The 20,031-nt window shown below is 41.1% G+C and carries 25 protein-coding genes and 1 pseudogene; 17 read left to right on the top strand and 9 right to left on the bottom strand.

Going from position 1 to position 20,031, the window contains the following annotated elements; genetic code table 11:
• Positions 1-3 precede the first annotated feature (3 nt).
• The 17 genes from BUA76_RS16630 (at position 4) to BUA76_RS16550 (ending at position 12,186) form a co-directional block, all read left to right on the top strand.
• Complete coding sequence (locus BUA76_RS16630; protein WP_002979435.1) at positions 4-309, top strand: DUF4134 domain-containing protein; 306 nt, start codon at positions 4-6, stop codon at positions 307-309.
• 11 nt (positions 310-320) lie between these two features.
• On the top strand, positions 321-650 hold the full coding sequence (locus BUA76_RS16625) for a DUF4133 domain-containing protein (protein ID WP_072885918.1): 330 nt from the start codon (positions 321-323) through the stop codon (positions 648-650).
• Positions 647-3,151 carry a TraG family conjugative transposon ATPase gene (locus BUA76_RS16620; RefSeq protein WP_072885917.1) on the top strand — a complete coding sequence of 835 codons (2,505 nt, stop codon included), beginning with the start codon at positions 647-649 and terminating at the stop codon, positions 3,149-3,151. The genes BUA76_RS16625 and BUA76_RS16620 overlap by 4 nt, the downstream gene beginning before the upstream one ends.
• A 26-nt stretch (positions 3,152-3,177) precedes the next feature.
• The gene (locus tag BUA76_RS16615) at positions 3,178-3,810 is read left to right on the top strand and encodes a DUF4141 domain-containing protein (RefSeq protein ID WP_024566596.1); all 633 of its coding nucleotides are present in this window, start codon (positions 3,178-3,180) and stop codon (positions 3,808-3,810) included.
• Positions 3,811-3,813: 3 nt separating this feature from the next.
• Positions 3,814-4,809, top strand: a complete 996-nt coding sequence (traJ, locus tag BUA76_RS16610; protein ID WP_024566595.1) for a conjugative transposon protein TraJ — start codon at positions 3,814-3,816, stop codon at positions 4,807-4,809.
• A gap of 19 nt (positions 4,810-4,828) precedes the next feature.
• The gene (traK, locus tag BUA76_RS16605; protein ID WP_024566594.1) at positions 4,829-5,452 is read left to right on the top strand and encodes a conjugative transposon protein TraK; all 624 of its coding nucleotides are present in this window, start codon (positions 4,829-4,831) and stop codon (positions 5,450-5,452) included.
• A 12-nt stretch (positions 5,453-5,464) separates the two neighbouring features.
• Complete coding sequence (locus tag BUA76_RS16600) at positions 5,465-5,893, top strand: hypothetical protein (RefSeq protein ID WP_072885916.1); 429 nt, start codon at positions 5,465-5,467, stop codon at positions 5,891-5,893.
• Positions 5,894-5,911: 18 nt separating this feature from the next.
• Positions 5,912-6,196, top strand: a complete 285-nt coding sequence (locus tag BUA76_RS16595) for a hypothetical protein (protein WP_024566592.1) — start codon at positions 5,912-5,914, stop codon at positions 6,194-6,196.
• Positions 6,183-7,523 (top strand): conjugative transposon protein TraM, encoded by a 1,341-nt coding sequence (gene traM, locus BUA76_RS16590; RefSeq protein WP_072885915.1) that lies wholly within the window; start codon positions 6,183-6,185, stop codon positions 7,521-7,523. The genes BUA76_RS16595 and traM overlap by 14 nt, the downstream gene beginning before the upstream one ends.
• Positions 7,524-7,547: 24 nt before the next feature.
• Positions 7,548-8,441: a conjugative transposon protein TraN gene (gene traN / locus BUA76_RS16585; RefSeq protein ID WP_066436433.1), complete on the top strand. Its 894-nt coding sequence runs from the start codon at positions 7,548-7,550 to the stop codon at positions 8,439-8,441.
• A gap of 20 nt (positions 8,442-8,461) precedes the next feature.
• Positions 8,462-9,022 carry a conjugal transfer protein TraO gene (locus BUA76_RS16580; protein WP_072885914.1) on the top strand — a complete coding sequence of 187 codons (561 nt, stop codon included), beginning with the start codon at positions 8,462-8,464 and terminating at the stop codon, positions 9,020-9,022.
• 12 nt (positions 9,023-9,034) lie between these two features.
• A complete protein-coding gene (locus BUA76_RS16575; RefSeq protein WP_072885913.1) occupies positions 9,035-9,484 on the top strand; it encodes a DUF3872 domain-containing protein in 450 nt (149 codons plus the stop codon).
• Between the two features lie 133 nt (positions 9,485-9,617).
• Complete coding sequence (locus tag BUA76_RS16570; protein ID WP_072885912.1) at positions 9,618-9,893, top strand: molybdenum ABC transporter permease; 276 nt, start codon at positions 9,618-9,620, stop codon at positions 9,891-9,893.
• A 25-nt stretch (positions 9,894-9,918) separates the two neighbouring features.
• Positions 9,919-10,719, top strand: a complete 801-nt coding sequence (locus BUA76_RS16565; protein ID WP_072885911.1) for a TIGR02391 family protein — start codon at positions 9,919-9,921, stop codon at positions 10,717-10,719.
• Between the two features lie 155 nt (positions 10,720-10,874).
• Positions 10,875-11,186, top strand: a complete 312-nt coding sequence (locus BUA76_RS16560) for a helix-turn-helix domain-containing protein (protein WP_072885910.1) — start codon at positions 10,875-10,877, stop codon at positions 11,184-11,186.
• A gap of 28 nt (positions 11,187-11,214) precedes the next feature.
• A complete protein-coding gene (locus BUA76_RS16555) occupies positions 11,215-11,466 on the top strand; it encodes a helix-turn-helix domain-containing protein (protein ID WP_449390466.1) in 252 nt (83 codons plus the stop codon).
• A gap of 270 nt (positions 11,467-11,736) precedes the next feature.
• Entirely contained in the window at positions 11,737-12,186 is a 450-nt protein-coding gene (locus BUA76_RS16550) for a response regulator (protein WP_072885908.1), read from the top strand.
• Here the strand turns inward: BUA76_RS16550 and BUA76_RS16545 are convergent.
• From BUA76_RS16545 to BUA76_RS16505, 9 genes and pseudogenes are all read right to left on the bottom strand, one after another.
• A complete protein-coding gene (locus tag BUA76_RS16545; protein WP_072885907.1) occupies positions 12,183-13,163 on the bottom strand; it encodes a bacteriophage abortive infection AbiH family protein in 981 nt (326 codons plus the stop codon). The two genes, BUA76_RS16550 and BUA76_RS16545, sit on opposite strands and share 4 nt — an antisense overlap.
• Before the next feature lie 28 nt (positions 13,164-13,191).
• Complete coding sequence (locus BUA76_RS16540; protein WP_072885906.1) at positions 13,192-13,767, bottom strand: hypothetical protein; 576 nt, start codon at positions 13,765-13,767, stop codon at positions 13,192-13,194.
• Complete coding sequence (locus tag BUA76_RS16535; protein WP_072885905.1) at positions 13,767-14,918, bottom strand: HEPN-associated N-terminal domain-containing protein; 1,152 nt, start codon at positions 14,916-14,918, stop codon at positions 13,767-13,769. Before BUA76_RS16535 ends, BUA76_RS16540 begins: the two co-directional genes overlap by 1 nt.
• A gap of 335 nt (positions 14,919-15,253) precedes the next feature.
• A complete protein-coding gene (locus tag BUA76_RS16530; protein WP_228408503.1) occupies positions 15,254-15,412 on the bottom strand; it encodes a hypothetical protein in 159 nt (52 codons plus the stop codon).
• 18 nt (positions 15,413-15,430) lie between these two features.
• Positions 15,431-15,862, bottom strand: a complete 432-nt coding sequence (locus BUA76_RS16525) for a hypothetical protein (protein ID WP_072885904.1) — start codon at positions 15,860-15,862, stop codon at positions 15,431-15,433.
• Between the two features lie 4 nt (positions 15,863-15,866).
• Positions 15,867-16,280, bottom strand: coding sequence for a DUF1281 family ferredoxin-like fold protein (locus BUA76_RS16520; RefSeq protein WP_228408502.1), 414 nt, complete (start codon positions 16,278-16,280; stop codon positions 15,867-15,869).
• A gap of 83 nt (positions 16,281-16,363) precedes the next feature.
• Positions 16,364-16,771 carry a hypothetical protein gene (locus BUA76_RS16515; protein ID WP_072885902.1) on the bottom strand — a complete coding sequence of 136 codons (408 nt, stop codon included), beginning with the start codon at positions 16,769-16,771 and terminating at the stop codon, positions 16,364-16,366.
• Positions 16,772-16,822: 51 nt separating this feature from the next.
• Positions 16,823-17,896 carry a DUF932 domain-containing protein gene (locus tag BUA76_RS16510; protein WP_072885901.1) on the bottom strand — a complete coding sequence of 358 codons (1,074 nt, stop codon included), beginning with the start codon at positions 17,894-17,896 and terminating at the stop codon, positions 16,823-16,825.
• Positions 17,897-18,429: 533 nt separating this feature from the next.
• Positions 18,430-19,681: pseudogene (locus BUA76_RS16505) on the bottom strand (site-specific integrase).
• Positions 19,682-20,031: the final 350 nt, after the last annotated feature.

Genomic DNA, 20,031 nt, shown 5'->3' with positions numbered 1-20,031 from the left:
ATTATGGAAAAACAGAGAAAAAAAGTTTTACTGGCAGCCGTGGCAATGCTGTCAGGAATTGGTGCGTTCGCACAGGGAAACGGCTCGGCAGGTATCAACGAGGCTACCCAAATGGTAACAAGTTATTTCGACCCCGCAACGCAGTTAATCTACGCCATCGGTGCAGTCGTCGGGTTAATCGGGGGCGTTAAGGTGTACAACAAATTCAGTTCCGGCGACCCCGACACGAGTAAGACCGCAGCTTCGTGGTTCGGTGCGTGTATCTTCCTGATTGTTGCCGCTACTATCCTGCGTTCATTCTTCCTTTAATCCTTTGCCTTATGAATTACAATATCAACAAAGGCATCGGCAGGACGGTGGAATTTAAAGGGCTGAAAGCACAATACCTGTTCATTTTCGCAGGCGGGCTGCTCGGTACGCTTATCCTCGTGATGATACTGTATATGGCAGGCGTAAACTCTTACATCTGCCTGTTCCTCGGAGCAGGCGGTGCTTCGCTCATCGTATGGCAGACCTTTTCGCTGAACAGGAAGTACGGCGAACACGGGCTGATGAAAATTGCAGGCAATAAAAGGCATCCCCGCTACATCATCTGCCGCAAGCCTGTACACCGCTATTTAAAATTCACACCTAAACAGAATGCCGTATGAGAAATGTAGCAAAGACCACCACACTGGAAAACAAATTTCCGTTGCTGGCAGTAGAGAACAACTGCATCTTATCCAAAGATGCGGACATTACCGCTTGCTTTGAAGTGCGTTTGCCGGAACTGTTCACAGTCGCTTCTGCGGAATACGAAGCCATACATTCCGCCTGGCACAAAGCGATTAAAACCCTGCCTGATTTTACGGTCATTCACAAACAGGATTGGTACATCAAGGAAAGCTATGCGCCCGATTTGGCAAAGGAAGACCAGAGCTTTTTATCAAAGTCTTATCAACGCCATTTCAACGAGCGACCGTTCCTGAACCATTATTGCTACCTGTTCCTTACGAAGACCACTAAGGAAAGAATACGGATGCAAAGCAACTTCAGTTCGCTTTGCAAAGGTACGCTGATACCAAAGGAAATCAGGAACAAGGAAACGATACACCGCTTTATGGAGGCGGTCGCCCAGTTTGAACGTATCGTAAACGATAGCGGTTTTGTAAGCCTGCGACGTTTGACCGAAGAGGACATTATCGGAACGGACAATACACAGGGATTACTGGAACAGTACCTCACGTTATCGAAGGGAGCCGCAACACCAATGCAGGACATCGCACTCGGAAACGAAGAGGTACGCATCGGCAACAAAAGGTTAAGCCTGCACACGCTTTCCGATACGGACGACCTGCCCGGAACAGTATCAGCAGATACCCGTTTTGAAAAGCTATCAACCGACCGTAGCGACTGTCGCCTGTCATTCGCTGCACCTGTGGGTTTGCTGTTAAGCTGCAACCACATCTACAACCAGTACATTTTTTTGGATAACAGCGAAGACAACCTTCAAAAGTTCGAGAAGTCCGCACGGAATATGCACTCACTGGCAAGGTACAGCCGTGCCAATCAAATCAACAAAGAGTGGATAGAAAAGTACCTGAACGAAGCCCACAGCTTCGGGCTGTCCTCCATCCGTGCGCACTTCAACATTATGGCGTGGTCGGAAGACCCTGCGGAACTGAAACAGCTAAAGAACGATTGCGGTAGTGCATTGGCACTGATGGAGTGTAAACCCCGGCATAACACTACGGATGTGGCTACCTTGTACTGGGCAGGAATGCCGGGCAATGCAGGCGACTTTCCGAGCGAAGAAAGTTTTTACACGTTCATTGAGCCTGCATTGTGCTTCTTTACGGAAGAAACCAACTACCACAATTCGCCCTCGCCGTTCGGTATCAAGATGGCTGACAGGCTTACAGGAAAACCTATCCATTTGGATATTTCCGACCTGCCTATGAAGCGTGGTATCATCACGAACCGGAACAAGTTCATACTTGGTCCCTCCGGCAGTGGTAAATCATTCTTCACTAACCATATGGTACGGCAGTATTACGAACAGGGCGCACACGTACTGTTGGTAGATACGGGTAACTCTTATCAGGGCATATGCGAACTCATCAAAGGAAAGACCAAAGGCGAAGACGGTGTTTACTTCACTTATACCGAAGATAACCCGATTGCCTTTAACCCTTTCTATACCGATGATGGCGTGTTAGACATTGAGAAAAGGGAAAGTATCAAGACTTTGATACTGACTTTATGGAAACGTGATGATGAGCCGCCAACCCGTTCGGAAGAAGTTGCCCTTTCCAATGCAGTAAGCGGTTATATCGAGCGTATCAAAACGGAAGATGTTTACCCGTCATTCAACGGTTTCTATGAGTATGTAAAAGGCGACTACCGCAAGGTACTGGAAGAAAAGCAGGTCAGGGAAAAGGACTTTGATATTGCCAACTTCCTGAACGTACTCGAACCCTATTACAAAGGCGGGGAATACGATTACCTGCTGAACTCCAACAAGCAGTTAGACCTCTTATCCAAACGCTTTATCGTGTTTGAGATTGATGCGATTAAAGACCACAAAATCCTCTTTCCCATAGTCACGATTATCATTATGGAGGTGTTCATCAATAAGATGCGCCGACTGAAAGGTATTCGTAAGCTCATCCTGATTGAAGAGGCTTGGAAAGCGATAGCGAAAGAGGGAATGGCGGAATACATCAAGTATTTGTTTAAGACCGTCCGCAAATTCTTCGGGGAAGCGATTGTAGTAACACAAGAGGTTGACGACATCATCCAGTCGCCCATTGTGAAAGAAAGTATCATCAATAACTCCGACTGTAAAATCCTGCTTGACCAACGCAAGTATATGAACAAGTTTGATGACATACAGGCGATGCTCGGACTTACGGACAAAGAGAAAGGGCAGGTACTTTCCATCAATATGAACAACGATGCGAGCCGACTTTACAAAGAGGTTTGGATTGGCTTAGGTGGTACGCACTCGGCAGTCTATGCCACCGAAGTTAGTTTGGAGGAATACCTCGCTTACACGACCGAAGAAACCGAAAAAATGGAAGTAATGCAGCTTGCTTCCGAATTGGACGGTAATGTAGAACTCGCCATTAAACATATCGCAATGCAAAGGCGGGACAAAGCAAATCAATAGTCATTAACATTTTAAAATTCAGAACAATGAAAAAAGTATTGTATCTGGTGTGTACGGCACTGATGCTCGCCGTAGCACCGTCAGCAAAAGCCCAGTGGGTAGTAACCGACCCCGCAAATTTGGCTTCAGGGATTATCAACTCTGCGAACGAAATCATACAGACTTCTTCGACCGTGAGCAATGTGATAAAGAACTTCAACGAAGTGAAGAAAGTGTACGACCAGGGCAAGGAATATTATGACAAGCTGAAGGCTATCAACAACCTTGTGAAAGATGCCCGTAAGGTGCAACAAACTGTATTGTTGGTAGGCGATGTGTCCGAAATGTACGTGCAGAATTTTGGTAAGATGATGAACGACCCAAATTTTACCCCACAGGAATTGGTCGCTATCGGTAACGGTTATTCGGCACTGCTCAATGAAAGTACCGAACTGCTGAAAGAATTGAAGCAGATTATAACCGCCACAGACCTTTCGCTGAATGACAAAGAGCGTATGGATATTATCGACCGTGTGTACAAAGAAGTTAAGGATTACCACAGCCTTGTACGCTACTATACCAATAAGAACATTTCTGTAAGCTACCTAAGAGCGAAAAAGAAAAACGATGCCCAAAGAGTGCTTGAACTCTACGGAACTGCTAACCAAAAATACTGGTAAACTATGGAATGGGATAATCTTCACGAACTCCTGCGGTCGCTTTATGATGATATGATGCCGCTTGCAGGCGATATGGCGGCAGTAGCTAAGGGTTTGGCGGGATTGGGAGCATTGTTCTATGTGGCATTAAAGGTTTGGCAGGCTTTAAGCCGTGCCGAACCTATTGATATGTTCCCTTTACTGCGCCCGTTCGCTTTAGGGCTTTGCATTATGTTCTTTCCGACCATTGTTTTGGGAACCATCAATGCGGTATTAAGCCCGGTGGTAGTAGGAACCCACCAAATACTCGAAGACCAGGTGCTTGACCTGAACAAGCTGCAACAGCAGAAAGACCAGTTGGAATACGAGGCAATGGTAAGGAACCCCGAAACCGCCTATATGGTATCAGACGAAGAGTTTGACAAAAAACTGGACGAACTGGGATGGTCGCCCTCCGACATTGGTACAATGGCGGGTATGTATATGGACAGGCAAGCCTACAAGATAGAGAAAGCCATAAAGGATTGGTTTCGCAATCTATTGGAAATACTCTTTCAGGCGGCGGCTTTGGTCATTGATACCATACGAACGTTTTTCCTGATAGTCCTCTCCATACTCGGACCAATAGCCTTTGCTATTTCCGTATGGGACGGATTTCAGTCTACGCTCACGCAATGGCTCACGAGGTACGTCAGCGTTTACCTGTGGCTTCCCGTTTCGGATTTGTTCAGCTCAATGTTGGCAAGAATACAATCCCTCATTTTAGAACGGGATATAGCAATGCTTGCCGACCCCACCTATATACCTGATACGAGCAATACCGTGTACATCATTTTTATGATTATCGGCATCATCGGGTACTTCACTATCCCGACAGTAACAGGTTGGGTAATCCAAGCCGGAGGCGCAGGAAACTTTACCCGCAATGTAAACTCCACAGCAATGAAAGCCGGAAACATCGCCGGAGCAGGCGCAGGCTCAACAGTTGGAAACATCGGCGGTAAACTGATGAATAAATAATCATTAATCATTCTAAAAAATGGAATTTAAAACGCTAAGAAATATCGAAAACAGCTTTAGGCAGATAAGATTATATGCCATTGTGTTTGCGGTTCTCTGCATTAGCGTGGTAGGTTACGCCGTATGGCGTTCCTACCGCTTTGCAGAAGAACAACGCCAAAAAATCTATGTACTGGATAACGGCAAATCCCTGATGCTTGCCTTGTCGCAGGATGCGAGCATCAACCGCCCGGTTGAAGCAAGGGAACACGTCAGGAGATTTCACGAACTGTTCTTTACGCTTGCACCCGACAAGAACGCTATTGAAAGCAATATGAAACGTGCGTTCAACCTTGCCGATAAAAGTGCTTTTGATTACTACAAAGACTTGTCGGAAAAGGGCTATTACAGCCGTATCATTTCGGGGAACGTACAGCAACGCATAGAGGTGGATAGTGTCGTGTGCAACTTCGACAACTACCCGTATGCAGTGCGTACCTATGCCAAACAGTTCATTATCCGGTCAAGCAACGTAACCAGGCGCAACTTGATTACTTCCTGCTATCTCGTCAACTCCGTTCGTTCCGACAACAATCCGCAGGGCTTCAATATTGAAAAATTTGCAGTCGTGGAAAATAAGGATATAGAGGTTATCGAACGCTAAAAAAACAATCTTATGGAAGCATTATCAGATTTAAGCACGTTCGCAAAAATCCTTACCGATAAAGGATATAATGGGTATTTCCATACGCAGGGTTCGTATGCCGGAAAGCTGAAAGACAGTATCAGCGAATACCTCGAAAGCTGCCAAAAAGGGGCAGATACTTTGCCTAAGCAGGACTTACTGCTGACAGGCTACCTGCAATGGTCTGGTGATGACAAGCCCCGTGTAGAATGCAGTATGTGGGTAAAGTACCTGAATGGCAAATTCTCATTGAGCCGTATGGAGGTAGCGAAGAATGACGGCTTTGGGCAATTACTCAAAAAATCGGAACTGGCAAACCTGTCCGTAATGTCCGCACCCAAATTAACGGAAGCGGTCGCACTGGTTAACGATGCGCCGAAGCAACAGGCGGGTAAAAGTCCTAAGCGTTTCAAGCTGTAACACAGAAATAGTAAGGCTATGAAAAAATTAAGAGCAAATATGGACAGATACTTTGACAAGCTGGACGAACGTTGGCGGGCGTTGCCCTTGCGCAAACAGCACCAATATACGCTGTACTTCTTTGTGGGTTATCTGCTGCTTACCGTAGCGGTCATTGGCAAAGTGATGTACGATACCTCAAAGTCCGGTAACGGTATGGTCATAGAGCATATCGAAAACCCTGTCCTTAAAAGTAAAAACCCTGCAAGGTTGCAGGATAGTGTATCAACAATTTTAAAAAATCAGATTTATGAAAGAAAATGAAAAAAGGGTCAGCTTTCTCGTTGAGGGAGAAGACCAAAACGGAGCATCAAATCTGCCGGATAATAAAAAGAGCAATAAGGATAAGCTCAAAAAGCCAATCATATTCCTTTTGATGGGCGTGGTATTTCTCGGCTGTATGTACCTCATATTTAAACCGTCGAAAGATAAAAAAGCGGTTGAAAATATCGGGTTGAACGATGCTGTACCGCAGGCTACCGGAGCAGGGATGCCCGATGATAAAAGCAAGGCGTATGAGCAGGAAATGCTCGAACGCAAAGAGCAGGAAAAGCGGAATGCGCTAACCACGCTTTCTGATTATTGGAATACTGAAGACAGTGCATCTGCTGACAATGAAGAAAACTTACCTGAAGAAGATGAAGAAAGCAACGGCTTTGGCGGTGGTGGCAGAAATTCGGGACGAAACGGAAATTCTGCATTGAACAGCTACCGTAATGCACAAAGCACACTGGGTTCATTTTATAATAATGACAATGCTGAAACAATGGAACTCCGTAAGCAAGTGGACGAACTGAAAGCAAAGTTGTCGGAAAAAGATGTGCCACCTGTGGCCACCGTTGACGACCAACTCAAATTAATGGAGAAATCCTATGAAATGGCAGCAAAGTATCTTCCCCAAAATGCCAATACCGGAAACGCTGCTCCTGCCATCGGTGCAACTCCTGCTGCTGCGGGTGCTAACCAAAAAGAGCAATTTGTATCGTTCACACCAACAAGAAAGAACATTGTATCAGCCTTGTACCGTGAACCGTCGGACAGTGCCTTTGCAGCCGATTGGAGCCAAACAAAAAACAGGGGGTTCTATACCGCAGGTTCTACTGAAGAGGTGGTACAGCCTAAAAACAGTATCAAAGCCTGTGTACACGAAGCCCAAACGGTAGTTGGCGAAACGGGTGTGCGTTTACGCCTGTTAGAGCCTGCCAAAACCCCGCAACGTACCATTCCAAAAGGAACAATTGTAACGGCTAATGCCAAATTTCAGAATGGCAGGCTGCAATTAAAAGTTACCTCCGTAGAACTGGAGGGCAACATCATCCCGGTAGATATAACCATTTACGATTTGGACGGACAGCAAGGTTTGTACGTGCCTTATTCGCCGGAAATGAACGCCCTTACCGAAATGGCAGGCAATATGAGCCAGACAGGGGGAACAAGCGTAATGCTCACGCAGAATGCCGGACAGCAGGTAGCGGCTGATTTAAGCCGTGGCGTGGTACAGGGTATCTCAGGCTATTTCGCTAAGAAAGTAAGAACGCCAAAGGTTGCACTCAAAGCAGGCTATCAGGTCTTTCTTGTATCTAAAAAATAATGTTGAACTCAAATAAATAAAACAATGAAAAATCATTTAAAAACCTTTTGGGCTATTGCCCTTATACTCGGCTTTGCTGCACAATCTAATGCACAGGACAGCATCAGAACACCACTTGCATTGGGCAAGATAGAGCCGTACCGTATGGAAGTTACCTACGATAAAACCTCGCACCTGATTTTCCCGACCGCCATTCGTTACGTGGATTTGGGCAGCGAATACCTTATTGCAGGGAAAGCCGAAGATGCGGAAAACGTGTTGCGTGTAAAAGCATCTGTAAGGGACTTTGAGCCGGAAACGAATTTTTCCGTTATTACGAATGACGGACGTTTTTATAGTTTCAACGTGTATTACAGTTCCTACCCGGAGGCAATGAGCTATGACCTGCTCACGATGCAAAAAGCGGTGGATAAAGCCAAAGGTAACGATGTGCTTTTTGAAGAACTGGGCAACAATTCGCCGTCACTGGCAGGCTTGCTTTTGGAAACCATTTACAAGAAAGACAAACGCATTGTAAAGCATATCGGTGCTAAGAGTTTCGGCATTCAGTTTATCCTAAAAGGGATTTACATACATAACGGCAAATACTATTTCCATACTGAATTGAGAAACCGTGCCAATGTTCCTTTCGAGATTGATTTCATCAATTTCAAAGTAGTGGATAAAAAGGTAGCTAAACGCACCGTAGTCCAGGAACGCCCTTTAACTCCTTTGAGAACTTACAAGCCATTGGACGGTATTTCCGGAAAATCGACCGAACAAAATGTGTTCCTGTTAGACCAGTTTACCATTGCCGATGATAAGGTACTGCTGATTGAGATTTTCGAGAAAAACGGTGGCAGGCATCAAACATTGCACGTCGAAAATTCCGATTTAATCAAAGCCCGTTTGATTGACGATATGCACCTGAAATTTTAATAACCCTTTAAAGCAAGAATATGAAAAAGTATATCTATACCGTGCTGTTTGTCCTGATAGGCATCACGGCTGCACAGGCGCAAAGAATGCTGCCGAAGCAGAAAGGATTGGAAATAAGTGCAGGTGTATTGTCTGATGATAAGATTGGCAATGATTACTACATCAGCGCAGCAATGACGGTAAACGGTAAGAATGGTAACTATCAGCTTTGGGCGTTGGAATATACCCACCAGTACCACGGGTATAAAGACCTCCGCATACCGCAGGAAACCTATTCCGCAGAGGGCGGTTACAGCTTCTTTTTGTTGGGCGATGCCCGTAAGAACATCACGCTGAATTTCGTCGTAACAGGTGTGGTCGGTTACGAAACCATCAACCGGGGCGAAACAATGTTGTACGACGGTGCGAAGATATTGAGCGAAGATAATTTTATCTACGGTGCAGGCGGTCGCCTCACTTTTGAAACGTACCTGTCCGACCGTTTTGTATTAGTCCTGCAAGGGCGTACAAAAATCCTTTGGGGTACGGATTTACAACAGTTCCGACCGTCAGCAGGTGTGGGATTAAGGTTTAACTTTTAAAACGTAAAAACGATGATAGCAATATTCAATAAATTCAGAACGGGGCTACTGCCACTATATGTATTCCTTACAATCCTCACAGCTTCGGTTACGTTGGTATCTTGCAGCAAAGATGATGACCTCGAAATACAGAACAATTTTCCTTTCGAGGTAAATGTAATGCCAGTACCTAAAGATGTTGCCAACGAGCAAACCGTAGAAATACGCATTACCATACAGCGTAAAGGCAATTACAGCAACACGCAGTATTTTCTCCGCTATTTCCAGTTTGACGGGCAGGGAACGTTGCAATACTACAATGAACCGCCTTATCAGCCCAATGACCTGTACCAATTACCAACGGAGCAGTTCAGGTTGTATTACACTTCAACATCTGCCGTATCACAGTCCTTTGATGTTTGGATTTCGGACAGTTTCGGGAATGAAAAGCAGATAACTTTTCAATTTAACAGTAGCGATTAAGAGCAGTATTTCAATTGATAAAAAAAACGGTTTATCTGATCGGTAAGCCGTTTTTGCATTTGGTACACATCGGTTACAGGCTGAAACAAATATTTTTCGTAAATTCAAACAGTGGAAATAAAGTGTTTTTGTTATGGTCGCATCATTGGTTATAGGTATCATATTTTTGGTTGCAGGCTTGGGACTTCGCTACTGGATTAACCGTAGAAAGTTTTATAGGCGTAGTCCTATGGGAGCAGAAGGCTTCTCCTCTTATGAAAGTTCGGTTTTCATTAAATTAATTGAAAAGATTGGCAAATGGGTAGCTTACGCCTTGATTATATTTGGGCTATTGTCTCTTTGGGTTTATTCCCGAGAGAAGAAAGAAGATAAGGAACAACAAAATGTGAAAATACAAAAACCTGTATAGGTAGTTTTAAAAGAGAAATTATAAAATGACAAAATCTTTCGATGACATAACCCTACGAAATATATCAGATATTATTTCAAATATACTAACACATACAAAAATTACAGAACATTTATCTGGTGCTGGCATTTCTCAATCTCAATTCGGTACTAACAAAACAGATAGACTATTTTATGCTTTAAAAGAAAGACAAGTTCAAGATAGGTGTGGAAATAATGTTTTAGCGTTCGTTGTCAGACTGTTAAATCCAAAGCGATACAATTCAGAAGATGAATTTGAAAAGGATAGAACCACTATCAATGAGAAACTGGTTTATGAAGGAATAGAAATTGATAAAGCTGGACAACCACGGCAAGTTGACAGAGCTAAAACCATTTCAGAAGCTAAAAGTAGGTCACTAAAAATAAAAGAAAAAGTACACGGTATTGGGGTTCATTCAGAAATTTTGCCTTACTGTGAGGCTGAATGGTTAAAGGAAAACTATTTTCACGCTATACTCGAGATTACAAAAAGTGTGGCGGAAAGGCTTAGGCAAAAAAGTGGCTATACTTCAGACGGAGCAGATTTAGTTGATGACTGTTTTGCTTTGGGAAAAGACAAAAGACCTATGCTTGCTTTTAATACTCTGAATAATCCAAGCGAGGAAAGTGAACATAAAGGCTTCGGAAACTTCTGTAAAGGATTTTTTTCTATGTACAGAAACCCAAAAGCGCACAATCCGAAAATATTAGAGGATACCCAACTCTCACAAATGACGGAAGTATTGGTTGTAGCAACAATAATCCATAACAAACTTGACAACACTTATAGGACAGGACTTAAGTAATAAGCAAATCGGATAGTCGAAAAGGTTATCCGATTTTTTATTTATACAGAATAGTAAACCGCCAAACACTGCCTATCAAAGCCAAACCCTGCAACATTCCCCAACGCAGCAATAAGCCTTTATAAATTCGACTTCCACGGAAAATTGAGCACACAATGGAAGTTATCGCAATACAAAAGTCCGTACTGGAGGGAATGAAAAACGAGTTGAAAGCACTTTTGGAACTGACCGAAAATGCCACGAAAAAGTACACGCCGATTTTCGCACAAGAGCAATGGCTCGATAACCAGGAAGTTTGTTTGATGATGAACATTACCAAGCGGACTTTGCAGACGTATAAGGACAAAGGGTTATTACCTTATTCCCGACTGAACCGTAAGAATTATTATAAACGCTCGGATGTACAGGCTTTGCTCGAAGCCGGACAGCCGTACAATACTGCCGAAAATGGATTTATTCACGAATGACAATGAAGAAATCATTGCCCATCAGGAAATGATTGCACAGCTAAGAAGCCGTATCGAAAGCATATTGAAAAACTACCGCCCTGTAATGAACGGAGAAATTTATCTATCGAGCGAAGATGTGTGCAAACTGCTCCATATCAGCAAACGGACTTTGCAGCAATACCGGGATGATAATATCCTGCCGTATATACAGATTGGTGGTAAGATTATTTACAAGGAAAGCGATATTCTGACCATACTGGAGCAAAATTACATTTCAAATAGAACAGATTTATTGTAGCCTTTTTCGTTATATATGCTGTCAAAAAGAAACGAGTTTAGTATCTTTGCTGCTGAAAATATAGAAAATACTTAAAGTGTTTTTGCTTTAGGTCCCACATTGAAAACTGGTAATTTTTAGACAACGGGACAGATAAGTAAGAACGCTCACGTCAAAGGCGTGGGCGCTCGCTTATTCGTTGTCGGGTATACCAGTACCTCAATGTGCGGTAAGTGTGGTAGCCTGCGCTTCTTTTTTGTGCAGAACTACGTAAACTCAAAAAGTAGTAATATGGAAACTGGTACAGCACAAAAAAGAATTACCCTCGCCTTTATCAATAATAAAAGCCTGATTTTAGATGTTATTTGCAATGAACTTGTTGCTTCAGGTACTAAAGTATTGTTTCGTTCAGAAAATATTGATGTAGGACTATCTCAATTGTCAGTATTAAAAGAGCTTCCGAAAGTTTGTATGATTGACCTTGATTTTTACGGCAAGAATGTGCTGGCACAACTTCAAAAATTAAGGATACAATATCCAACTATTAAACTGATTGCTCATAGTGATATTGATGCAGAAAAAGCCGTAAAACCTCTTTTAGAAATTGGTTTTTCTGGTTATCTGTTTATTGGTAGCGATGCAGACGATTTTAGAAAAGCCGTTGAAGTTGTTGTCAATGACGGAAGATATTTTAGTATGGGAGTAGCTAAAATTGCACAGGAATATTTTACTAATAACTAAGATTGCTTTTTTAAATCTGTAATTTTTATTTGGACAATATTGTTGTTATTTATTCCAAGTTGCGAAAGTGTTTCTTTATGTGCTTGCTTTTCAAGCTCACTGTAATACGAAACACTCCAAATTACATTTTTATTTAGTTTGGCTTTTAATACCTCAAAATATTTTAAATCTACTTCTGAGATTGAATGCCCTAATACAATGACTTTTTCAACTTCTGTAAGATTGTTAAAAAAACCGATATTGTTTTCTATGATTGAAGCTGTATTTTTAAAAGTTTTTGTATAATAAGATAGTATTTCTTGTTTGGCACTTTCATAAGAAAAGTCATATTCATCAGCCTTATGCTCACGCCATTCGTATAATTCTTCCTCGCTTAATCCTTGTGGTGGTTCTTCTTCTTTCTCATCAAAATTTGCAGGGTCAGTTCCGTGTCCTAAAATAAGAGTACAATTATCTATATCTGCTCTGTTATGAATATAGGTTATTCGTTCTTCGGGAATGCCATAGCTTTCCTGTAGTGTCTTAGTATAATTAAAATTTAAAAAATGGCTATCATCTTCTAAGTCAATTAGCACATCATCAGAAATGCTTTCGTATTTGACTTCAAGAATAAACTTATTAAAGTCGCTAATTAGAGTGGTCGTTAAATCCTTAATGATTTCTTCCATCTCTATCTGATAACTATGCCAATCTCTATCTCGAAAATCTTCAGCACCAGGGCGAGCAATTAAGTCGGAATTATCGTCTAATACCGATAAATAATCCAAGTCAGCTAAGGCTTGCTCAAATCTTGACCATAACGCATACTCTTCATCTGTCAATTCAGGATTTGTAATATCAGGAAGTCCATAATAATTTAATAAGAGTTCATAAACCTCACTATTATTTTCAGCCAAGTAGTTTGCAAAACTTTGATACCTTGTGTCTAATTTATGATGGATGTCAAATCCATTACCAATAATGTATAATGTTTTCATTAATTCAGTTGTTTAATATTTTTTGGAATTATAAACCACTTCGTTTTCCAAATATTGGCTTGAGCTTATCCCAAAACTGCTGTTCAAGAATTTCGACAATGAAACGCTCAATAACTTCATTGCTTTCTGAAATGACTTCGTATGCAAAAATATTCAAATCATATTCTAAACAATTGTCCCACTTGCATAAATGCAAACTATAAACCCGAGTTCCTTCTGTGCCAAGATGGTTCTTAATTCTTGTCTTGAAATCAGTGGTTGAGCTTCCAACATATAATATATCTGTTGAAGTTTTGTTGTACCGGGAAAGATTAACTCGGTCTTTGTTCTTCACTTTTAGTTTATTAGCTGATTGATAATCTTCAAAATATTTAATCAGTGTACTTAAAATTTTCGGGGATTTTATCTGAATGATGTAAATGAGTGGGTTGTCACTATTAGGGATTTTATGCAGATAATTTGAAAGCGTTTCCCTATCTCTATATTCCGATGAATGAAAGGAAATTTCACAGAACGGTCTAATTGTTATTTTTGAAATTTGCTTAGCTATATTCCGTGCAAACTCTTCAGATTGCTTTACAATATGTTCACTGTCAATTTTCATTAAATGATTTTATTTCTTTTTAAGGTGTTTAATTTTACTTTTTCTTTACTTAGTTCGTCATCCCAAAAAAACACTGCCGATTGATGATTTCTGTTTTGCGATGAGGGATAAATAATTCCAGATATTTTATTCTTTCTGTTTTTATTGAATGGATATCTTAAAAATTCAGTCACAACTTGAGTTGGAACATATTCGGTATGTTCTTTACCATCCTTAATAATTTGTTGAGTTATATCTCTTACAAATGAGTATAGAAATAAAATAAGGTAATATCGTTTCTTGTCCTTAATGCCGAAAATACTTGGAATTTTAGGGAGTTTATTAAAATCAACAACAACCTGATTTTCTAAAGTCTCAAATTCCGCAATCGTTACATACCTTTTGTATTTATCTGTCCTGCTTATTGTTTCTAAAATTGCTGTATCATCGTCAAAAGCAGAATAGAACATCGATATTCCTGAAGGGCTAAATCGATTTGGATAAATTGCCTTTTTGTTAGGGGGAGCAGTGATTTCGTTAAAATCAGTAATTTTTGTTTTGAAGTCGTGTTGTCTACAACGATAAAGTTTTGTACCTGCCGGGACAATCCTTATTATATTTAATTTTGATATAAGTTTGCTAACCTCTTGTAGTATGTGCAAGGCTTTAGGCAGGCTGCTGCCTGCTGATGAAAAGAGGTAGCGGGACTTATGTTTAATGATTTCTTTAAAGTAATTCCACTGAAATTCTAAATCATCTTTAATATTGTCGTAATACAGGTCAGGTTGAGCCCAAGCAATATCGTCAATTGAGCCGACGATATCCTCTATAACCTCGAACGGTTCTGCATTTAACTCTATGAGTTCCTGGATAAGCTCATCCGGCGTATAGATTTCTCCAAGATAGCCTCCCTCTCTTGAATTGTAACTCATAAAATTGGCGGCATCTTCATAAAAGTTAGAAATGCCATCCATAATAAATTCCATCAAATCTTCAAGAGGAACTACCTTTAGCTCCTTAGCACAATAATCACAATAACCATCGTTGTAATTATGTTTAATGAAATTCTTGATGCTTTTATCGTCAATGTGCTTTATACAAATATTCTTATCTGGAATACTGCTTAAATGTCTACTTTCTAATTCAAGCCATCTCTGTTTAACTCCTCCCATATTTAAACTCGCGATTTTTCGCTATATAACAAATTTAGTAAATTTAAAAGGACGCTTGAACTCGCATTTGTGAAATCAAAAATCAATTACTATCAAGAAGCATTATCAAAAACTAATCAGTGAGATAACGAATATCCCACGCAATAACGCCGCAACCTGTTTGGTAAAATGGAAAGAAAGGATTTGTGTAAGGGTACATTTTGCTAAAAGGGATTGCACCAATTAAAGCAAAAAGACTGCCCGACCACCGGGAGGATCTGTCTTTTTGCCGCCCGACTTTTCGGGTCAGGCGGTGTTTTAATTTTTCGGCTTATTTAACTGTTCTTTCAAAGCTATTAATTTCTCGTGCATATCTGCCCAATATGCCTGCCTTTCCTTGTCGCTTTCCACTGGTGGGTTGTGCTGATATTCTTTATACCACCCCCAGTTTGCCGAATAGCTTTTTTAAGGTCGGTAACTTCAATCCAATTCCCGTTTTTATCTCTGATTTTCATTGTGCGGAATTTTTCTGATTAAGCAATTAACTGGGTTAGTAAAAATTCATCAGTCCAAAACTCTTCGCTCGTATGCTTCCCGTATGCGGTATAGTAGCCTGTACCATTTGCCCGAAATACAAGCCTGAAACAGTCCAGTCGGTTTTCAGGTACGGTAAACGTTTCCTGCTCGTCAAGCTCCACAAATACCCATTCCTTACCGTTTAGCAGTTCCTCAATATTCGGGCTGTCGTCTTCGCCTGTCCTGTAAAAATCTACTGCCGTATCATAATAGTTCATCGAGCAGAAATAGTGATTGCCCTCTAATGGCTGAACCAATGCAAGCCGTTTTGCCTGTTCCTGTTTCCATTCTTCGGATAGGTGGATAATTGCAAACTCGCAATTATCCCATTCGCTGTTAGTGTTGGCTTTAATCAAAATATGTGCTGTCGTTTTATCTGATAGTATCATTGTTCTAAATTTTAGTTGTGTTTAACTGATTTTCGATTTTACGCTCTAACAAGGTGTCGAGTATTTCCCACTCGCTGTCATACTCCTTGCCCTCAAAATGGTAGGTGTCCTTTTCCTCGTCTAATTCGTAGCGGTCAAAGTCCTGGCTATCTAAGCAAGTTTCTGTTAATGTGCCGTTTTCAAATGTCGCCTTACCATACACTAAGCAACCCAATTCCTCATACTCGTGTGTAAAGTCCACTTTGAAATGTTCGGCTATCTGCTTAACGGTTTCTGTATTTGGCGACCATTTTGTTTCATACTGGAACACGCCCGCACTTTCATTGTCCTGACTAATATTGTAGAAATAATCTCCGTGCGTGTCCTGTACGAAATCGGGCAGTTGCCCGCAGTTGTCTTTCTGTTCCTGTTCAGCCATTGATTTGAATAGCTGTGTTAACTGTTCTATTGCTTCGGGTGTTCCCTCAAAAACAACCCAATTGTTACACCAATTAGCCATAATTATTTATCATTTAAGGTTATCTGTAAAAATTTGTCGCTCCCGAAAAGCAGGTGTATCGCCTGTTTTAATTGCAGGTCGCATTGTGCATCCTCTGTATATTCAATCAGGCAGTGGATAGCAAAAATTGAATTGTGTCCGTCAAAAAAGTGGTCTGTAAACCAATGCGGGCGTTTCCAAAGTGGTTCGTTTTTGTCTGTCCCTTTTTGTGCATTCTGCACAAGCCTGTACCAAAATTCAGCGGTGAAAAATCCCTTTTGATACCAACCCTCACGAAAGGCGGTTTCATTTTGCAGGAAGTAGTCGCATTGCATTTTTATAGCGTTTTGCAGGTTCTCCAGTTCTTCGGGAAACAGTTTACATAACAAGCCCGCTTTATCGAGGTTGTCCATTTTATTTAATGCTTTCATATCTTTTGTTTTTAGTAGGCGACCACCTTTGCAGGCAGTCGCCTTTGATGATTAATTGAAGTTGAAAATCTCTGCTCCTGAATAGGCAAAGTCTGTACACAGTTCAAAGGCTTTTTGGGTCTTTAGCTGTGCTGTACCGCCCATTACAATAGATTGTAGTTTGGCTTCGCCATCCCTGTAATTGCGTACATTTTGAAAGTATCCTGTAACGGCATTGTAAGCCCCGAACAATGTGCCTTTGGTAGTGTCCATTTGCTGCGTGTCGCTTATCATAGCGTATTCAAAGGCATCATCTACGGTGTTTTTAAACAAGGTAGAAACTTCATCTTCAGCACCTTTTTTAAGCAGGTTGAGCGTTTCTTTGTTCGGGCAAAGTGCCAACTGGATTAGCTTTTTTACTTCTCGGTCTGTTACCCTTACTTTAGCCCAGTCGTTAAAAATGTTCTCTAACTGTGTGCTTAGGGTGTTGGCAAGCCCCATAACCTTGTGAGCGTTTTCAAGGCGTTGTTTTGCTCCTGATGTGTGTTTGATACGCACCACATTGGTCATACTCCGCAATGAAGCGTTAAGGGTGTTTTGGCACACGATACGGATAGGGGTAAACGCTGCGGTAATACTTCCACTACCGTCGTGGCTTGTGGTTAAGAAGATGTACTTTTCTGTTACGTCGTCGCCGTTACCTACTCGGATATAGTCGGGCAGCTTGGCAGTGATAAAAATGCGCTCCCCGTTGCCCAATGCTCCTGCGGTTTCGTACAATATACCATCGCCCCCGCCTACAATAGCATCAAAGAAATTGAATGCCTCACGGTTTTGTACGATATGGTAGTCTTTGCCTACTACGCCCAACGGTGTATTAGTGTCGGTGCGCAGTGTGGCGAAACTGTTAGGTACTAAGATGTCGTTGGCTTCAATCAGCTCTCCGCTGTCGCCTATGCTGATTGTTCTGCCCTGTGTAAACAGCGGGGATTTGATAACCTCGTAATCTAAACCTGCGTGTACAATTGCTTCCTCGCTTGTTGGGTACTGCTCTACGATTTGCCCCAAACCGTGCCACGCTTTTTGTTGAACGCTGAAAAATGAATGACGTCCTGTTTGCTCGTTGAAATTGATGTTGTGTGCCATAATGCTAAAATTTTGATGTTTGAAAAAATGTTATTTATTCACTCGCTTTTCTCGTTTCCCGCTTCCCGTTGTGGTTTGCTTCGCTTCGCATAAATTTTTCCAAAAGAAAAACCGGAAAAAAGAAAGCAGATAATCCAAGCGGGCAACAGCGATGACCAAGAAAAAAAATGATTTAATGGGGGTTCCTTTAGGGGGAAACCGTTCATTCGTTTTTTTTATTGGTGGGTGTATGCGATGGCTGCCCGCTATAACTTAGCTGCCTTTTTACCGGTTGATTGTGGAAATTTTCTGTTCTAAATTTTTATGGCATTAATGACCAGGCTATGATAGCCTGTAATAGAGATTTGAAAAACGGAATGGCAGGGGGAGTTAGATAGGGTTTTCGTTTTTCAATTTTCTATTTTGGAAGTAGGCAAAAGCTCTTTTACAGCGTTGGATTGTGTAAGGGAAGTAAATGTGTTTTGCCTAAAAAATAGAGACATAAAAAAAGCAGAACCGTTAAGTTCTGCTCATTATGATTAGATAAATGATAATTAGATTGCCATCATAAACGCTTCTTCCATAGCCTTGAATTTAGGCGTAACCAAATCCATATCCTTACTGATTTTTTGGCTTGTGATTTTAGCATAAATCTGTGTGGTGGAAATGTTTTTATGTCCCATCATTTTGCTAAGGCTTTCAAGCGGTACGCCCTCGGTTAAAAACATTGTTCCGAAAGTATGCCTTGCCGTGTGAAAGGTTACTTTTTGCTCTGTAACAATCTCTGCCTTTTCAATCAATTTACCTATGTGCGTATTGCAGGTTGCATTGGTCGGAACCGGAAAGATAAATTCATTCCTTGTAGTACCCTGATATTTCTCAATGATACGTTTAGGGATTTCCATTAACCGAACATTAGAAGCAATATCTGATTTCTTTCTCCTGCTGATAATCCATTGATGACCGTCAAAGAATGATTGAATATTATTCCTTGTCAGTTTCTTAATATCAGCGTAAGCAAGCCCTGTAAAGCAACTGAAAATAAACAGGTCTTTTACCAATTCATACCGTGGGTGCGGTGGTACGCACATCATCAGCTTTTCTACATCTTCTTTAAGGATATAACCCCGGTCGGTTTCTTCCATATTAATTTCATAATCCTGAAATGGATTATCACGTATCAAGCCTTTTTTAATAGCCAGTTCCGCCAGACTTAATACAGGCATAGTGTAAACCCAAACCGTATTATGCGAAGACTGTAAATCGTAGCGTAGGTAAAAATCAAATTCACGAATAAAATCGGTAGTCAATTCCCGAAATGCCATATCATCACGATGATAGCGTTCTTTGATAAACGTGGTAAGGTGGTTGTAAACTGTGATATACTTGTTGTATGTACTTTGCGAACGTTCTTCCTTTTCGACCAATTTTTTAAAATCCTCATTTTGGTCATTGAAGACTTTTAGTATTGCATCATCCATTACACCAACACCCAAAAACGATAGCTTCACTTTTTGGGAGGTCGCAAAGCACTCGTGCTTCAGCATATCTTCATAAATCTTGTCGATACGCCCACGTATGTTATCCAGTTTTTTATTGATGCTTAAATGCCTGCGCACTTTTGCCCTGAACTCTTCCGTGTTTTAAATCCCAATTATTGGGGTCAATTTCTAACTTTGTACCGAAAGTTTTAGGGGTTCCGTCAATGGTAATACGTGCCATAATCGGGGCATTACCGTTCTTTTTCAGTTCGTTCTTTTTCAAATAGAAAAGCAGTTTGAACGTCGATTTTTTTGTCTGCTCCATAACTCAAATGTTTAACGTTTAAAATTAAATTACATTGAGTTACAAGGGAATGTAGAAAAGGGTGCAAAAGACTGAAATATAATCGGTTAAGCTATGTAGTTACCGAAGTCAATCAGTAACGATTTAGTAACCTAACTTTGTATTTTCACGCCCAAAAACTATCGGACACCGACTTCTGAACTTGGACTACTATTTTATAAAGCATTGTATAGCAACGGTTCTAACCATTTTGCGTAATTTTGCTTTTATCTAATCTTTTTTATTAAAAAAAGTTGTAATATTAGCGAGTATTTTGTATATTTATCTGGTAATCAGTCATATATATGGGATTTAGACATTATAATCAAAAT

The organism is Chryseobacterium takakiae (assembly GCF_900129385.1).
GTDB lineage: Bacteria > Bacteroidota > Bacteroidia > Flavobacteriales > Weeksellaceae > Chryseobacterium > Chryseobacterium takakiae.
The sequence above is the reverse complement of the archived record's forward strand: the minus strand, read 5'-3'. Positions and strand labels throughout refer to the sequence as shown.

What these genes read in the sequence shown, in the direction of transcription:
- BUA76_RS16630 (WP_002979435.1), top strand. Translation starts at nt 4, where the DNA reads ATGGAAAAACAGAGAAAAAAAGTTTTACTGGCAGCCGTGGCAATGCTG.
- BUA76_RS16625 (WP_072885918.1), top strand. Translation starts at nt 321, where the DNA reads ATGAATTACAATATCAACAAAGGCATCGGCAGGACGGTGGAATTTAAA.
- BUA76_RS16620 (WP_072885917.1), top strand. Translation starts at nt 647, where the DNA reads ATGAGAAATGTAGCAAAGACCACCACACTGGAAAACAAATTTCCGTTG.
- BUA76_RS16615 (WP_024566596.1), top strand. Translation starts at nt 3,178, where the DNA reads ATGAAAAAAGTATTGTATCTGGTGTGTACGGCACTGATGCTCGCCGTA.
- traJ (WP_024566595.1), top strand. Translation starts at nt 3,814, where the DNA reads ATGGAATGGGATAATCTTCACGAACTCCTGCGGTCGCTTTATGATGAT.
- traK (WP_024566594.1), top strand. Translation starts at nt 4,829, where the DNA reads ATGGAATTTAAAACGCTAAGAAATATCGAAAACAGCTTTAGGCAGATA.
- BUA76_RS16600 (WP_072885916.1), top strand. Translation starts at nt 5,465, where the DNA reads ATGGAAGCATTATCAGATTTAAGCACGTTCGCAAAAATCCTTACCGAT.
- BUA76_RS16595 (WP_024566592.1), top strand. Translation starts at nt 5,912, where the DNA reads ATGAAAAAATTAAGAGCAAATATGGACAGATACTTTGACAAGCTGGAC.
- traM (WP_072885915.1), top strand. Translation starts at nt 6,183, where the DNA reads ATGAAAGAAAATGAAAAAAGGGTCAGCTTTCTCGTTGAGGGAGAAGAC.
- traN (WP_066436433.1), top strand. Translation starts at nt 7,548, where the DNA reads ATGAAAAATCATTTAAAAACCTTTTGGGCTATTGCCCTTATACTCGGC.
- BUA76_RS16580 (WP_072885914.1), top strand. Translation starts at nt 8,462, where the DNA reads ATGAAAAAGTATATCTATACCGTGCTGTTTGTCCTGATAGGCATCACG.
- BUA76_RS16575 (WP_072885913.1), top strand. Translation starts at nt 9,035, where the DNA reads ATGATAGCAATATTCAATAAATTCAGAACGGGGCTACTGCCACTATAT.
- BUA76_RS16570 (WP_072885912.1), top strand. Translation starts at nt 9,618, where the DNA reads ATGGTCGCATCATTGGTTATAGGTATCATATTTTTGGTTGCAGGCTTG.
- BUA76_RS16565 (WP_072885911.1), top strand. Translation starts at nt 9,919, where the DNA reads ATGACAAAATCTTTCGATGACATAACCCTACGAAATATATCAGATATT.
- BUA76_RS16560 (WP_072885910.1), top strand. Translation starts at nt 10,875, where the DNA reads ATGGAAGTTATCGCAATACAAAAGTCCGTACTGGAGGGAATGAAAAAC.
- BUA76_RS16555 (WP_449390466.1), top strand. Translation starts at nt 11,215, where the DNA reads ATGATTGCACAGCTAAGAAGCCGTATCGAAAGCATATTGAAAAACTAC.
- BUA76_RS16550 (WP_072885908.1), top strand. Translation starts at nt 11,737, where the DNA reads ATGGAAACTGGTACAGCACAAAAAAGAATTACCCTCGCCTTTATCAAT.
- BUA76_RS16545 (WP_072885907.1), bottom strand. Translation starts at nt 13,163, where the DNA reads ATGAAAACATTATACATTATTGGTAATGGATTTGACATCCATCATAAA.
- BUA76_RS16540 (WP_072885906.1), bottom strand. Translation starts at nt 13,767, where the DNA reads ATGAAAATTGACAGTGAACATATTGTAAAGCAATCTGAAGAGTTTGCA.
- BUA76_RS16535 (WP_072885905.1), bottom strand. Translation starts at nt 14,918, where the DNA reads ATGGGAGGAGTTAAACAGAGATGGCTTGAATTAGAAAGTAGACATTTA.
- BUA76_RS16530 (WP_228408503.1), bottom strand. Translation starts at nt 15,412, where the DNA reads ATGAAAATCAGAGATAAAAACGGGAATTGGATTGAAGTTACCGACCTT.
- BUA76_RS16525 (WP_072885904.1), bottom strand. Translation starts at nt 15,862, where the DNA reads ATGATACTATCAGATAAAACGACAGCACATATTTTGATTAAAGCCAAC.
- BUA76_RS16520 (WP_228408502.1), bottom strand. Translation starts at nt 16,280, where the DNA reads ATGGCTGAACAGGAACAGAAAGACAACTGCGGGCAACTGCCCGATTTC.
- BUA76_RS16515 (WP_072885902.1), bottom strand. Translation starts at nt 16,771, where the DNA reads ATGAAAGCATTAAATAAAATGGACAACCTCGATAAAGCGGGCTTGTTA.
- BUA76_RS16510 (WP_072885901.1), bottom strand. Translation starts at nt 17,896, where the DNA reads ATGGCACACAACATCAATTTCAACGAGCAAACAGGACGTCATTCATTT.